Origin of the sequence: Veillonella sp. VA142 (assembly GCF_003992135.1) — a bacterium.
GTDB lineage: Bacteria > Bacillota > Negativicutes > Veillonellales > Veillonellaceae > F0422.
Map to the genome: position 1 here is coordinate 79,727 of NZ_RQVN01000003.1, position 15,109 is coordinate 94,835.

At 41.9% G+C, this 15,109-nt stretch carries 15 protein-coding genes; 13 read left to right on the forward strand and 2 right to left on the reverse strand.

All coding sequences use genetic code 11. The features are described from left to right. Positions 1–21: 21 nt before the first annotated feature. From yqeC to EO117_RS02200, 10 genes are all read left to right on the forward strand, one after another. Positions 22–777: a selenium cofactor biosynthesis protein YqeC gene (gene yqeC / locus EO117_RS02155; RefSeq protein WP_126938879.1), complete on the forward strand. Its 756-nt coding sequence runs from the start codon at positions 22–24 to the stop codon at positions 775–777. Continuing rightward, on the forward strand, positions 768–1,421 hold the full coding sequence (locus EO117_RS02160) for an NTP transferase domain-containing protein (protein WP_126938880.1): 654 nt from the start codon (positions 768–770) through the stop codon (positions 1,419–1,421). Before yqeC ends, EO117_RS02160 begins: the two co-directional genes overlap by 10 nt. Next, complete coding sequence (yqeB, locus tag EO117_RS02165; protein ID WP_126938881.1) at positions 1,396–2,199, forward strand: selenium-dependent molybdenum cofactor biosynthesis protein YqeB; 804 nt, start codon at positions 1,396–1,398, stop codon at positions 2,197–2,199. Before EO117_RS02160 ends, yqeB begins: the two co-directional genes overlap by 26 nt. 4 nt (positions 2,200–2,203) lie before the next feature. Then, complete coding sequence (locus EO117_RS02170; RefSeq protein WP_126938882.1) at positions 2,204–2,929, forward strand: XdhC family protein; 726 nt, start codon at positions 2,204–2,206, stop codon at positions 2,927–2,929. Next, the gene (locus EO117_RS02175; protein ID WP_126938883.1) at positions 2,919–3,233 is read left to right on the forward strand and encodes an XdhC family protein; all 315 of its coding nucleotides are present in this window, start codon (positions 2,919–2,921) and stop codon (positions 3,231–3,233) included. Before EO117_RS02170 ends, EO117_RS02175 begins: the two co-directional genes overlap by 11 nt. A gap of 102 nt (positions 3,234–3,335) precedes the next feature. Beyond that, positions 3,336–4,163, forward strand: coding sequence for a diadenylate cyclase CdaA (gene cdaA / locus EO117_RS02180; protein WP_126938884.1), 828 nt, complete (start codon positions 3,336–3,338; stop codon positions 4,161–4,163). Then, positions 4,160–5,089 carry a YbbR-like domain-containing protein gene (locus EO117_RS02185; RefSeq protein ID WP_126938885.1) on the forward strand — a complete coding sequence of 310 codons (930 nt, stop codon included), beginning with the start codon at positions 4,160–4,162 and terminating at the stop codon, positions 5,087–5,089. Before cdaA ends, EO117_RS02185 begins: the two co-directional genes overlap by 4 nt. 9 nt (positions 5,090–5,098) lie before the next feature. Beyond that, positions 5,099–6,712 carry an NAD(P)/FAD-dependent oxidoreductase gene (locus tag EO117_RS02190; protein ID WP_126938886.1) on the forward strand — a complete coding sequence of 538 codons (1,614 nt, stop codon included), beginning with the start codon at positions 5,099–5,101 and terminating at the stop codon, positions 6,710–6,712. Next, the gene (gene glmM, locus EO117_RS02195) at positions 6,705–8,051 is read left to right on the forward strand and encodes a phosphoglucosamine mutase (RefSeq protein ID WP_126938887.1); all 1,347 of its coding nucleotides are present in this window, start codon (positions 6,705–6,707) and stop codon (positions 8,049–8,051) included. The genes EO117_RS02190 and glmM overlap by 8 nt, the downstream gene beginning before the upstream one ends. Beyond that, on the forward strand, positions 8,051–8,392 hold the full coding sequence (locus EO117_RS02200; RefSeq protein ID WP_126938888.1) for a hypothetical protein: 342 nt from the start codon (positions 8,051–8,053) through the stop codon (positions 8,390–8,392). Before glmM ends, EO117_RS02200 begins: the two co-directional genes overlap by 1 nt. Positions 8,393–8,521: 129 nt before the next feature. On the opposite strand, the gene EO117_RS02205 is transcribed toward EO117_RS02200, so the two are convergent. Together EO117_RS02205 and EO117_RS02210 are read right to left on the reverse strand one after the other, a co-directional pair. Next, positions 8,522–9,457, reverse strand: a complete 936-nt coding sequence (locus tag EO117_RS02205) for a hypothetical protein (protein WP_126938889.1) — start codon at positions 9,455–9,457, stop codon at positions 8,522–8,524. Positions 9,458–9,527: 70 nt separating this feature from the next. Then, positions 9,528–10,424 carry a helix-turn-helix domain-containing protein gene (locus EO117_RS02210; RefSeq protein WP_164727465.1) on the reverse strand — a complete coding sequence of 299 codons (897 nt, stop codon included), beginning with the start codon at positions 10,422–10,424 and terminating at the stop codon, positions 9,528–9,530. Between the two features lie 175 nt (positions 10,425–10,599). Between EO117_RS02210 and EO117_RS02215 the strand changes: the two genes are divergently transcribed. The 3 genes from EO117_RS02215 (at position 10,600) to metE (ending at position 15,023) form a co-directional block, all read left to right on the forward strand. After that, positions 10,600–11,217, forward strand: coding sequence for a site-2 protease family protein (locus EO117_RS02215; RefSeq protein WP_126938891.1), 618 nt, complete (start codon positions 10,600–10,602; stop codon positions 11,215–11,217). A gap of 150 nt (positions 11,218–11,367) precedes the next feature. After that, on the forward strand, positions 11,368–12,084 hold the full coding sequence (locus tag EO117_RS02220; RefSeq protein WP_126938892.1) for a DUF4198 domain-containing protein: 717 nt from the start codon (positions 11,368–11,370) through the stop codon (positions 12,082–12,084). A gap of 662 nt (positions 12,085–12,746) precedes the next feature. Then, a complete protein-coding gene (gene metE, locus EO117_RS02225; protein WP_126938893.1) occupies positions 12,747–15,023 on the forward strand; it encodes a 5-methyltetrahydropteroyltriglutamate--homocysteine S-methyltransferase in 2,277 nt (758 codons plus the stop codon). Positions 15,024–15,109: the final 86 nt, after the last annotated feature.

The window sequence follows — 15,109 nt, forward strand, 5'->3', positions numbered from 1 at the left end:
ACTAGCAATAGGAGATACAAGATGGGCGATAAGAAGTACTGGGAGTCTTTGTTAGAGCCAGGGATTATAGCTGTCGTAGGGGCTGGTGGCAAAACGACAGTCGTATCTAGACTAGGTGCTGTGGCAGTCAGTTTAGAGCGACCAGTTCTGGTAACAACTACAACAAAGATGGGCTCTGCGCAAGTGGCTCCCTGGAATCCCTACTATGGGGATGACCTAGCACTTGGTGAAACTCATATTGTAGAACAAATGAAACGGGGTCAGATCGGATCTTGGTTCCAAGCGGTAGCCGGTCATAAAGTAGTAGGCCTAGAACCAGGATTACTGGATACATTGCATGATCATCATCCAGATTGGTCCATTGTTGTTGAGGCAGATGGGGCGAAAACGAAATGGTTAAAAGCCCCTAAGCCTCATGAACCAGTGATACCCAGTACAACGACGACTACCATTGCGGTAGTGAATATGCAGGTTTTAGGCAAACCGCTCACAGAGGATTATGTACATCGCATAGAAGAAGTGCAATCCATTATAGGGATTCCCGTGGGAGATGCGATTACACCCGCAGGAGTGGCAAAGCTATTAGAACATGAGAAAGGAATCTTTCAATATGCTCGCGGGAAGCGTGTTGTTTTCTGTACAGGATGTGATACGGTAACCCCATCGATGAGAGATGTATTTTTACAATCATTACAAGCTCTTCCATTACACAAAGTAGTATTGGCTAATGGGTATCGTGAACATTGTTGTATACAGAGGATAGTAACATGGCTATAGGGTGTGTATTATTAGGTGCTGGACAATCGAAACGTATGGGAAGCGCCAAGCAATTATTAACGTATCAAGGACGCACCTTATTGGAGATTGCCCTATCTAAATATAGTATGGTACAGCCACTGGCGGTGGTAATCGATCCACGTATGGGTGTGGATGATATGGTACGTAAGGTACAGGGGATTCCAATTCTTAATGAGCAACCACAGTTAGGGCAGGGCACATCGATTCGTTTAGGGGTAGAGTCCTTATTACAATGGGAATGTATGCAGAAAGAACGCCTAGAAGCGATTCTATGTGGTGTCATCGATCAACCCTTATTGAATATACAAGTCATTGATGAATTGTGTCATGCTTTCAGGAATATAGGTGATGAAAAAACCATTGTACAACCTCAGTATGGACCGGACAAAGAACGAGGAAATCCCGTCGTATTTGGAAGATATTGGGCAGATGCATTGCGCTTAATTCCTGGTGATAGGGGTGGTCGTGTTATTCTTAAAGGTGATGGAGCTCCTTATGTGAAACATGTATGGCTTGAAAGGCAATGTACTATGCATAGTGGTATAGATGTTGATACGAAAGAAGACTATGAACGTATCGTGAGCGAAGGAGGACCTTATGAAACCAATCATTTTAATCCGTAGTGGTGGAGATGTGGCATCTGGTGCTGTGTATCGATTGTGGCGGGCAGGGTATCCTGTGGTGATTAATGAAATCGCCATTCCTACTATGATTCGTAGAGAAGTATCTTATGGGAATGCCGTACATCGAGGAGAAATGATTTTAGAACGCTTGCGCTCTCGCCATGTACCCTTGCAAGATGTACCAAAATTGTTAGCTAGCCGTGAGGCAATTCCTGTAGTGACTGAGCCTTATGAAACCTTGTTAGCTACCATACAGCCGACTATTGTTGTAGATGCGATTTTAGCAAAGCGAAATATAGGGACTCAAAAAACTGACGCCTCGCTCGTCATCGGATGTGGTCCCGGATTTAACGCTGGTAAGGATGTCCATGTTGTGGTTGAAACCATGCGAGGCCATACTTTGGGACGATGCATTTATGAAGGACCAGCTCTGGCGAATACAGGTATTCCGGGCAATGTGGGAGGCTATACTCATGAGCGAGTGATACACTCCCCAGAGGAAGGACTATTTGTTGCGAAAAGCCATATTGGAGATCAAGTGGAGGCAGGCTCTATTATAGGCTACGTAGAGAATGTACCAGTGCATGCAAAAATTACAGGTACCTTGCGAGGCATCTTAGCTTCTAATATTTTAGTAACGAAAGGTTTTAAATTAGCGGATATAGACGCACGATGTGAAGATAGTCATTGTTTTACTATATCGGATAAAGCATTAGCTGTCGGCGGTGGTGTGATGGAGGCTATCACTGCATGGGAATATGAGCAGATAAAGGAGTAGTACCATGAATCTGATGGATATTGCGCAAGAGCGTATGGCAAAAGATGAAGCATCGTTAATCGTAACGATTTTATCTGGAGAACGACAAGGCGATAAAGTGATGTATAGCTATACCGGCGACGTGTTGTATGGTAATGCCATTGAAGGCTTTACAGTACCGCAAAGAATAGAGCCACAATTATTTTCTATTGAAGATATGGAATGCTTTTTGCAACCCATAGAAAAAAATCCAGAAGTTCTTATCTTAGGGGCTGGTCACGTTAGTCGTTGTGTGGCTGACCAATTCTTATTCATTGGTTGTGGCGTAACCGTAGTGGATGACCGCGCAGAATATTTACGAGAGGACTTTTTTGATCCTCGTGTGAAACGAGTGCATTTAGATTTTAAAAATCTACAAGAGCATTTGAATCTTCGTGCATATACAGGCATTGTAGTAGTGACTAGAGCTCATGAGTTCGATAGTGTATGCTTACACCAAGTGCGATCTGTGCTACCAACCTATGTAGGTGTAATGGGCAGCCATAAACGTATTTTCCATGCTTTTGAAGTGTTAAAAGAAGAAGGTTGGACACAACAAGAACTAGATATGTTATATGGACCTATCGGATTAGATTTAGGTGCCCAAACGCCAGAAGAGATAGCACTTTCTATCGTAGCAGAATATATGGCAGTTAGCTATCGTAGACGAGGTGGGTTTTTATCAAAAAAGGGGGATGCACATGAAGCATGAGTTTATAGAATATTTACAACAACATAAACAAGATACACTAGCCGTGACAACCATTTTAAACACCCATGGATCTACGCCACGTAAAGCGGGAACGACTATGATTGTTCATCCTGATGGCTCTATCTTTGGCACCATCGGTGGTGGTCGTGCAGAAAATGAAATTCGTTTGAGTGCCGTAGATGCATTGGAAAAGAAAGAAGCTTTCCGACGTATTTATGTGGATTTAAATGATGATGTAGCGGTCAAAGAAGGCATGGTTTGTGGTGGTAATATGGATGTGTTAATCGAAACCTATCGCCTATAAGTGTTGCGTTACTAGAAAAAAATACCAATATAGGATACAATAAAAGGGTACATGCATAAGCATGTGCCCTTATTTTGTATTAGAAAGGATAGGAGATATTCTATGCTGTTTCAATTACAAACTACATTAGAAACATTACGGTTCTTAGATGTCATAGACATTCTTGTGGTAGCAACCTTATTCTATTATTTATATCGATTAGTAAGAAACACAAGAGCCCTAGGACTATTAAAAGGCTTGGGGGTTTTAGTGGTTATTAATATTGTGGCGCATTTTATGGGATTACATACTATCAGTTGGATTATGCAACAAAGTGTGGCAGTCCTTATGATTGCATTACCCATCGTATTTCAGCCAGAATTACGACGCCTGTTAGAACAATTGGGTAGTGGTACTGGATTTTTCTCATCTCGTACAAAAATTTCTAAAGAAGAATTAACATCTATTGTAAAAGAAGTAGTCATCGCTTGCCGTAGCATGTCTCGTCGTAAGATTGGGGCCCTTATGGTCTTTGAAAGAAATATGAAATTAGATGTCTTATCCATGCAAGGGACTCGTATCGATGGATTGGTAACGAGTGAATTGTTAATGAATTTGTTCTATCCTAAATCTCCTCTCCATGATGGGGCGGTGATTATCCGTAATGGTCGAATTGAGACGGCTGCCAGTTTACTTCCAGTGAGTCAAAATCGTGACGTCAGTAAGGAATTGGGGACACGACACCGATCAGCTTTGGGGCAAAGTGAAGAGAGTGATGCTTTAGTGGTGGTGGTCAGCGAAGAAACGGGACAAATTTCCTACGCTCTAGGAGGTCAGATTCACCGTGGCGTCACAGAAGATACATTGCGCACCATTATGTTATCGTTACTTGAGCCAACGCCAAGTGCAGTCAGTTCTTTGCTTAAAATAAAACGAGGTGAATCGAAATGATGCATTGGATAGTAGGATTAAAACATAATTGGGGAATGAAACTATTTTGCCTGTTTTGTGCGATTGGTATGTGGCTGTACGTTATGAAGGATCAAAATCCGGTGATTGACATGACATATACCGTACCAGTGCAAGTGCAAAACTTGGATCAAAGCTATTTAGTAGAAGGGGTACCTAGCGAAGTACGTGTTCATTTACGAGGTCCTCGTAATGCTATTTTTGATATTAATCCATCTGTATTGAAAGCCTACGTAAACATGAAAAATGCCCGTGTAGGACAGGAAAATGTAACGATTAATTTTACACCGCCTACAGGAACTTTCATAGATGGTATCACACCAGAGAATGTAACCGTCACAGTGGATGAGTATATGGTGAAAGAATTGCAAGTGCAGGCACACCCATTGGGTACAGTGCCAAATGACATTGCCATTAAAGAGTCAAAAATTATGCCTACCACAGTTACCATCTCTGGACCTGCTCATTTAGTGAGTAAAGCTTCCTATGCTGTGATTCGTATTAACTTAGATAATCACCGTGAAAGCTTCACAGAAGTAGGGGATATCCTACCAGTGGATTCGGCAGGTAATGTGGTGGAAGGGTTGACGATTACACCTAAAGGTGCACAAATCCAATACGAGCTAGAACGTATTCGGATGGAGAAAAAAGTACCAGTGCAACCTAATATAATAGGGACTGTCCCTGTTGGGTATACAGTGAAACGAGTTGTGGTAGAACCAAAGGAATTAACTATTTCCGGGAAGGAGTCCATCCTGAATGGCCTAGATGGAGTCAAAACTATTGATATTTCAGTCCAAGGCGTTACTGGTAGTTTTACCGGTAGATATAGTTTAGTATTGCCAGAAGGTGTGACAACAACGACAGACCGAGTTGTGGTGAAAGTAGAAATAGAACCACAGATGTAGGAGAACAGCATGTTACGTATCATTAATTTTCGGATACCCGTGCAAGATGCAGAACGGTTAGAAGAATTACTTGTTAAAAAATATAGTCCCTTACAAGGGCATATTACAGCTATCCACGTTGTACGACGGGCTGTGGATGCTAGAAAGAAACCACATATTACTTTTGTGTACACTTTATTTTTAGAAGTAGATCAAGAGCAACAATTGATAAAAAAATTAAGCCGACATAAGGACATTACATTGATGGAACCAGAAATGCCGGAACCCATCGTATGTGGTACTAAACCGATGCAACATCGTCCAGTGGTGATAGGATTTGGACCGGCGGGGATGCTAGCAGCGTTCTATTTAGCACGAGAAGGATACCGTCCTATCGTATTAGAACGGGGTCAAGATGTAGACCAACGCACTTTGGATGTAGAACAGTTTTGGAAAGAAGGCATTTTTAAACCAGAATCGAATGTACAATTTGGTGAAGGTGGGGCAGGTACTTTTTCAGATGGTAAATTAACGACTCGTGTGACGCATCCACGACTTTATGAGATTGCCACGTACTTCGTAGAGTTTGGAGCACCAGAAGAAATTTTATATAAACATAAACCTCATGTTGGGACAGATATTTTACGCCACATGGTAAAAGCTATGCGACAGCAAATTATTGCTTGGGGTGGAGACGTTCGATTTGGCGCGCAAGTGACAAACATTGAAATGGAGAATCAAGTTGTGACCGGGGTTATTGTTAATGGCACGGAACGGATTTCTGCGGATATCGTCATGTTAGGTGTGGGCCACAGTGCTCGGGATACGTACCACATGCTCTATGAAAGAGGCGTCCACCTAGAAGGTAAAGCTTTTGCTATCGGCGTGCGTATTGAACATGATCAAGATGTCATCGACACGTCACAATATGGTGTGGATCCAGCAGATATTGGGTTAGGAGCTGCGGAATATTCTTTAGTGTATCATGATAAAGAGCAAGATCGCTCTTGCTACAGTTTCTGTATGTGTCCGGGGGGCCAAGTCGTAGCGAGCGCTTCTGAAGAAGGTGGTGTTGTGACCAATGGTATGAGTTTGTACGCTCGTGATAGTGGTATTGCCAATAGCGCTTTAGTAGTCACAGTAGGGCCACGAGATTTTGGAGACCATCCATTGGCTGGCGTAGATTTTCAGCGGAAGTGGGAAGAACAAGCGTTTATCGTGGGGGGACGCAATTACCATGCCCCTATTCAGACTGTCGGTCATTTTTTAGGCCGTACAACAGCAAATGATGTACAGCGCAAGAACTATAGTTATGAGCCAGGGGTCACACCAGCAGATATCCATCAATGCTTGCCGGACTATGTGACACATACATTAGCCAAGGCGTTGTCATATTTTGGGCGACGCATACAAGGATTTGATGCGGACCATGTGTGTATGACTGGGGTGGAAACACGGACATCAGCACCACTTCGCATCGTACGAGATGAAGATAGACTTTCACAGTCCACGAAAGGATTATATCCTATTGGGGAAGGTGCAGGATATGCAGGTGGTATCATGAGTGCCGCTTTAGATGGGGCAGAAACGGCCATAGTCATTATGAATACCTATGGTCCTTTGAAAGGAGATAGTCATGAGTAGATTATTTGGTACAGATGGGGTACGAGGATTAGTGAATGAATTTTTAACGCCGGAATTGGCTTATCATCTAGGTCGTGCAGCGGCATCGTATTTTGGACAATCGGTGGACCGCCCTACTTTCTTGATTGGCCGTGATACACGTATTTCCGGCGGTATGTTAGAAAATGCGTTGGCATCTGGCATCTGTGCGGTAGGGGGAGATGTCATCATTTTAGGGGAAGCCCCAACACCTGCCATTGCGTACTTAGTACGTCAAAAAAACTGTACAGCAGGGGTTGTGATTTCTGCATCCCATAATCCGTACCCAGATAATGGCATCAAATTCTTTGATGGTAACGGCTTCAAATTACCTGACGCGGTAGAAGATGAAATTGAAAAATTATGTACCGCCAGTGCTGATGATGGTTTGCCACGTCCTACAAAGGGTGATATTGGTCAAATCTTCTATCATCAAGACTGGGTGGAAGAATATGTGAACTTCGTGGTATCTACTAGCGATACATTGACGGGTCTGAAAGTGGTCTATGATGGCGCCCATGGAGCAGCTTCCTATGTGGGGCCTAAGATTCTTCGCCAACTAGGAGCAGAGGTAGTAGCCATCAATGTAACACCAAATGGCACGAATATTAATGACAATGCAGGGTCTACGCATTTAGAAGGCTTGCAAGAGGCAGTACTTCGTGAAGGTGCCCAGGTGGGGATTGCTAATGATGGCGATGCCGATCGTTGCCTAATGGTTGACGAAAAAGGGCAAATCTTAGACGGCGACCAAATCATGTTGCTTTGTGGCTTGCATTTGAAAGAGCAAGGTAAATTGAAAGAGAATATGATTGTAGGTACAGTGATGAGTAATATTGGCTTTCATAAGGCGGCAAAAGAATTGGGTATGCAAACTTGCAGCACAGCCGTAGGGGATCGCTATGTACTTGAAAAAATGCTAGCTGAAGGGTATTCCATTGGCGGTGAGCAATCGGGGCATGTCATTTTCCTAGATTATAACAGTACAGGAGACGGCCTATTAACGGCGGTGCAAACCTTATCGATTATAAAAGAAAAAGGGAAATCTCTATCTGAACTAGCTGGTTTAATGACGAAATACCCACAATTATTGGTGAATGTACGGGTATTGACCAAAGCAGGTTGGGAAACGAATGCAGCTATCCAAGATGTAATCCGTGAAGCGGAAGAAGAATTGGGTAGCAATGGCCGTATCTTGGTACGTCCATCAGGCACGGAGCCATTGATTCGTGTTATGGCAGAAGGTCCAGACCAAGAGCAATTGAATGACTTGTGTCACCGTATTGGAGATATCATCCGCATTGAACAAGGAGAAGCTTAATGTTTCGCTTAGTAACAGATGAAGAAACGTATGAACAAGGCACTTGGGGAGATGTAGAAACGGTGTTACACCAGATTGTGGCAGATGATCGTGTCTTTTTCACTCTATTTTGGGATAGCCCTAAGGAAAATTGTATATTTGTACAAGCCATTATGGATGAAGACCATCCGGATCAATTAAATCTGGAAGTCGCCTTAGATAAAGATGGATATAACTATATGTATGTGAAGAGATATGTGACTATACCATGGTGTATGGATACATTACAAACTATGTGCGAGAAAAATCATTTGCCAGATATGAGCGTGTGGGAGTATGTCGGATCCTTTCCGCAGGGATAAACTTATAAAAAAGAGGAAAGTTGATACTTTTTAATCAACTTTCCTCTTTTTTATTTATGGGCTATTTTGTTATAGTCCTATTTTATTAGGGACTAGTTTGTTATGGGTCACTTTATAGTTAGCTATAGGTTATTCTGCAATCGGTGCCTGTAATAGAGAGTTACCAGTATCCATTCCCACAGGGGTAGGGCTTACCAAATATAAGCAAAGCACGATGAGGATGGTTAAACCGATAATTAACCAAGAAAATTTACCAGATTTACTGAATCCGTAGTATCCAAACATGCGGATACCGAAGGCACAACCAACGGCAGCAATTAAGGAAGCGAGGGAGAATTGGTTTTCTACTACAAATAATACCATGGTGCCCGCAAAGGCTCCGATGACAGTAATCATGGGTACAATGCGATCAAAAGGAGATGGGAAATTCCGTCTCACCCCATGAATGTACGAAGAAACATCTAATCCGAATAGACCTAATAGTAAAGATAAGGAAGGCCAAATAGCGGTCCAAGATTGACGCATAGCATAACGATTAGCCCCTGCATAGTAAGCAAACCAAGTTAAGCCCAGCATGGCAATACCTACTACTAAGAAGTACCACGTATCAGGAATATAGCGGTAAGCTAAAACGCCAACGATGGTCCAACCAGCTGCTAGTAAGGAGGAAACTCCAATTTGTTGTAACGTAGGGCGTTCTGCTTCTGGAATGCGCTTGTACAAGGCGGCGCCTAATTCTAAGATAAAGAAAAAGATGAATAAACCGATGGATAAGTGCGGAGATACGAGGCTCAATCCAAAAGAGATAACAAGAGGGAGGACTAATTTCCACCCTGGAAAGAAGGTTAATTCTTTAAAATCTAATCGTACATCTTGTGTTTCTAAGGTAAATGTATTATACAAAGTGAATGTTAACATAAATGATACGACTTCTACTGGTGTAGCACCCCAATATAGAAGGGTAGGTACTAGTAAGAAAGAAATAGCGATTCCCGTAAACCGAGAGATAAACGCTGCTACGATACCTATCGTAAAGTAAGGTAGTAGGGCAAAGATATACTCCATGATGAACTCCTTTTTAAAAACGATATACCTACCTTTAGTATACGTTACTTTGGAAGTCATAGCAAGGATATCAATGGACAGATTTCCCCTTAGAGGGTATATCTTTGATGATGCGACGAATCGTTTCCGGATGGCAGCCGTAGTGGGTGGCAATTTCTGCTACAGATAGGTGCTCCCTTTGGTGTAAACTTTGTATAGCATAGGTGTGATCTCGGATGCGTTTTGCCTTTTGGTAGACCCCATGACGCATTAATAGATTGCGAATAGTATGGTATTTAGTATGATGTGTATGAGCTATCATTTGTAAGGGTGTTCCCTGCAAGTATTGGGAGATAATGCTGTGTTCAGGAATCTGCTCTTTGTTGCCACGCAAGATAATACCTTGTTCCCGCAATCGAGAGGCAATAGTAGACGCTTTCACTCCGTACAGTTTACCGATATGAATGGTAGATAGTTTGTGTTGTGTATAGAGATGGCAAATATCATCGATGGGTAAGTCAATACGTTTCATACTATTCCGGAGTGGAATACCGTGACGTTGCAGAATATGGATGATGGTAGAAGGAGCTACATGAAACTCGCGACTGATGGCAGCCGCACTAGTACCCTCTTCATAGGCTTCTAGGATATACGAAGTTGGTAATGATTTTGGTGTAGAACTAGGGCGTACTTCTTTTAAATGCCATTGATGTAATCGACTATAGATGGTTCTAGGAGTTACGTGAAAGTGCTGAGCTATGGCTTTGATGGATTCACCTCGTTCATAGAGTTGAGTCAGTTCGTCTTTGGGGATACTAGGGATTCTACTGTGGAAAGGAATCCCATAGTCTCGTAGTCGTTGACAGATAGTGCTTTGACTGCAGTGTAATTGTTCGGCGATGGCTTTGGTGGTCATGCGTTTTGTTACATACAGTTGGTATAGTAATTCATAAGGAATAGGAATGATGAACTTTTTTTGCGTGCTCATAGGATACCTCCCCGTGAAAGATAGATTACTTTCAGTATGCATAGAATCCTACAACTTGTCCACTCACTGATAGGAGGGTGTATGACTGGGAGGAAATTTTTCGTCACCTATGGAGGAAGAGGGTAACCATCGTGTATAATAAAAAGTACAGTTTTGATTTAAATAAGGAGATACTATGAAAGATATGATTCATTACATTGCGATGCTACCGGCCATAGCCATCGCTATATCTATATTTAACTATGCTCAGGCAAAGATGGCTATTCGTTTAGGAGATACTACACCAAGGCAATGGGGACGGGACACGATGAATCCTTTTGCCCATATTGACTTACTTGGCATATTAGTGATGCTTATTGCTAGCGTTGGGTGGAGCAAACCGATTCCCTTTTCACCATATCACTTTAAAAATCCGCGGACTGCGATGATACAAATTGCCCTTGCAGGACTAGGTGCTAATATTTTAGTGGCATTTTTAGCCTATCTGGGTATATCTATCGCTATGGATATAGGCACAGTGAGTACAGGTTTACAAATGGTCATGTCCTATATTGTGACCTTGTGTATCGGCTTTGGGGTATTTAACATGCTACCTGTACCTGGATTTATCGGATTCTATGTGTTGTTGCAATATTTGCCTTACGAATGGCAAGAAAAATTGCTAAAGGCTCAGTTATGGTTCTTTATTGGGATTCTGGTGTTAGGGCAATTTGGATTCCTTGGATCTGTGATTCGTCCAGTGTTTGCACTGATATTAGGGATTTTTGAAAATATTGTTCATTTGATTTTGTGATATACAGGTATGCGATTTGTTTATATATAGATAGTTATGACTATTAATTATAGAAAATAATTATAATTAAAAATAAATCTTGCTAGTCATTCTCAAATGGTGTAGAATAAAGATGTTATAAATTTTATATTTCATAGGAGGATATCCGAGATGAAAAAAAGTAAATTAGCTATTCTTGCATTGGCGTTAGTAGGGGCTGTTTCTGTAGGTGCAAATGCGTCTGCACATGGTGTGTGGTTTGCGCAACGTATTGATCATCCAACACTAGTATTAGGGGAAGGTCCTTTAGATAATGCATACGAACCATCCATGGTAAAAAGCTTTGAAGCTTATGATGTGGGATATAACCCATTGGACATGAAAGTAATCCCTCATGAACACAATGTAACAATTGATAAAAATGAAATGTTAGGTACTACAGCAACTACATTTGACTATGGCTATTTTACTAAAGATAAAGACGGTAAAACTCATAGAGCAATGATGAAAGATGTACCAAATGCTGTAAAATCTACTCATGCTGTAAAATACAATGTAACATACTGGAATGCAGCAGTAAAACCTGAACGTTTAAATATGCCAATCGAAATCGTTCCTAGCGTTAACCCATTGACATTACGTAAAGGTGATACTTATGAAATTCAAGTCTTCAAAGATGGTATGCCATATGCTAATGCTCCATTGATCAAAGACGTTATCAACGATTTGACTAATGAAAGCCAAGCAGATGCACAAGGTAAAGCTATGGTAACAGTTAGTGCTAACGGCTTGAACGTAGTAGGTGTAGAAGTAGCGTTCCCAACAGCAACAAAAGGTGAACAAACTAAATACTTCTCTAGCTTGTCCTTCACAATCAAACCAGAGTAAAAACTCACTTGTTCCGCTATACAGCCTGTGGTGGTGTTAACTGAATAGGATAAAGGGAAGCCCATGGCATACTCCTTCTCAAACGGTATTGCATAATGTTTGTTCAGGAGCACGCCATGGGCTTCTTGCGTTTGTTTGATTTAGTCAGTAGGACCCGCCACAAAGGCTACTACGCCTAACTGCGTTCCTTAGGTGAAGGTATGTGTATCACATTGTCTTGATTTAGGCAAAAGGAAGAGCACAGCATACTCCTTCTCAAACGGTATTGCATAATGTTTGTTCAGGAGCACGCCATGGGCTTCTTATGTTTGTGTGATTTAGTCAGTAAGAACCGCCACAAAGGCTGCTACGCCTAACTGCGTTCCTCAGTTGACGATTTACAGATTTTTCTGATAGTATAATAGACAACTTGATATGGCTCTCAAGAGCTCCTACCGGTTAAGGACAACACTTTGTGTTGTCTTTTTTTGGATTCTGAGTTTGTAAATATATCTAGGACAAATAGATTCCAGCTATTACGTATCCACAGGTGAAACTCCTTTGTTATAACATAGACCTATAACCTTCTATCTTGTATACATATTATACAAATACCTACCTAAGGAGTATAGTATACATATCAAATTGATACTTATCGATGTATACTAATGGAGGTACTATATATGAAATATTCTGTAACAGGGTTCCCACGTATTGGGGCAAAACGTGAATTAAAGTTTGCTACGGAGGCGTATTTCCGTGGCGATGTGAGTCTAGAGGAATTAACAAAGGTTGTCCATGAGCAACGTGAAGTGCAATGGAAAGTACAACAAGCAGCAGGGGCAGACTTCATTCCGTCCAATGATTATTCTTTATATGATAGCGTACTAGATACAGCGTTTACGTTGAATGCGATTCCTAAGCGATACCAAGACTTAGGCTTAGGGGAAGTAGATACTTACTTTGCAGCAGCTCGTGGTTACCAAGGGGAAGCGGGGGATGTGAAAGCGTTCTCTATGAAAAAATGGTTCAACACGAACTACCACTACTTGGTGCCAGAAATCGATGATGATGCCACATTGCAATTGCGTTCCACCGCATTCCTAGATGGATATCGTCAAGCGAAGTCTTTGGGTATTACGACAAAACCTGTGTTAGTCGGACCATTTACATTCTTGAAGTTAGCAGACTTTACAGGTCGTAAAGGTATTGAAGATGTCTTGGATGATGTGGTGAAAGCCTATGCAGAGGCATTCCGAGCGGCTAAGGAAGAAGGCGTGTCTTGGCTTCAACTGGACGAACCATACTTAGTCTATGATCTTAGTGAAGCAGATGTAGCATTGTTTGCTCGTATCTATGAAAGCTTGCTTCCACAAAAACAGGGCTTACACGTCTTGCTACAAACTTACTTCGGAGATATTCGTGATGCCTATGACGTGGTCACACATCTTGACTTTGACGGCATTGGCTTAGATTTCATTGAAGGTAAACAAACTGAATCTTTAGTAAAAACGCATGGTTTCCCACAAGATAAATTGCTCTTTGCAGGTTTAGTGAATGGTAAAAATATTTGGCGTACTGACTATAAAAAAGTGTTGGCGAAACTTGGTGAATTACGTGCAGCCGGTATCGACGTGGTGCTTAGCACATCTTGCTCCTTACTTCATGTGCCATACACGGTGGCAAATGAACCGAAACTTTCACAAGAAGTGTTACAACATTTCTCCTTTGCCTATGAAAAATTAGGAGAATTGAAAGAAATTACCGATCTAGCAGAACTTTCAGATTACGCATCTCACAAAGTGTTCCAAGCGAACCAATCATTGTTTGCAACATCTGAACTTCGTACCGATGAAAGCGTACAACAAGCGGTAGCAGCTTTGGTAGAAGAAGATTTCAACCGTCCGCAAACCATCCAAGAACGTCAAGCGGCACAAAAAGGAATTTTCCAATTGCCATTGTTACCGACCACAACCATCGGATCCTTCCCACAAACAAAAGTGGTGAAAGAAAACCGTAAATTGTTCCGCCAAGGTGAAATCACTGAAGCAGAATACCGTGCGAAAGCAAAAGAATTTATCAAGGATTGTGTTGCCTTGCAAGAAGAAATTGGATTAGACGTACTCGTGCATGGTGAGTTTGAACGGAATGACATGGTGGAATTTTTCGGAGAAAACTTATCAGGGTTCGTGTTCACCTCTAATGCGTGGGTACAATCCTATGGCACACGTGGTGTAAAACCGCCAATCGTATTCGGTGATATTAAACGCAAACAAGCTATCACTACAGATTACAGTGCCTATGCGAATAGCTTAACCACTAAAGAAGTGAAAGGCATGTTGACGGGTCCGGTGACCATCTTGAACTGGTCCTTCCCTCGTGAAGATATTTCTACGAAAGAAATGATGTACCAAATTGGCTTGGCCATCCGTGAAGAAGTACTTGACCTAGAAGCAGCAGGCATTCGCATTATCCAAATCGATGAAGCGGCTCTTCGTGAAAAATTACCATTGCGCCGTGCCGATTGGTACAGCGATTATCTTGACTTTGCCATCAAGGCGTTCCGTCTATGTCATGGTAAAGTACAAGTGGGTACACAAATTCACACGCATATGTGCTATAGCGAATTTGAAGATATTATCTCTGAAATCGACGCGATGGATGCAGACGTGATTACTTTCGAAGCATCACGCTCTAAGTTAACATTGTTGGATGCATTATTGGAAAATAACTTCCAAACAGAAGTAGGACCTGGCGTATACGATATCCACTCCCCACGAGTACCAAGCGTAGAAGAAATCAAAGAGGCTATACGTTTAATCGTGGCCAAAATCCCTGTAGAACATGTATGGGTGAACCCAGACTGCGGATTAAAAACACGTGGCGAAAGAGAAACGGTAGCTAGCTTACAGCATATGGTACAAGCAGCCAAAGAAATTCGAGCAGAATTAGCAAACTAATAGAATAGACAGATACATAACAGAGGAACATCGGTAGTATACCAATGTTCCTTTTTGCATATGGAAAAAGTCAATTTGCAATACTG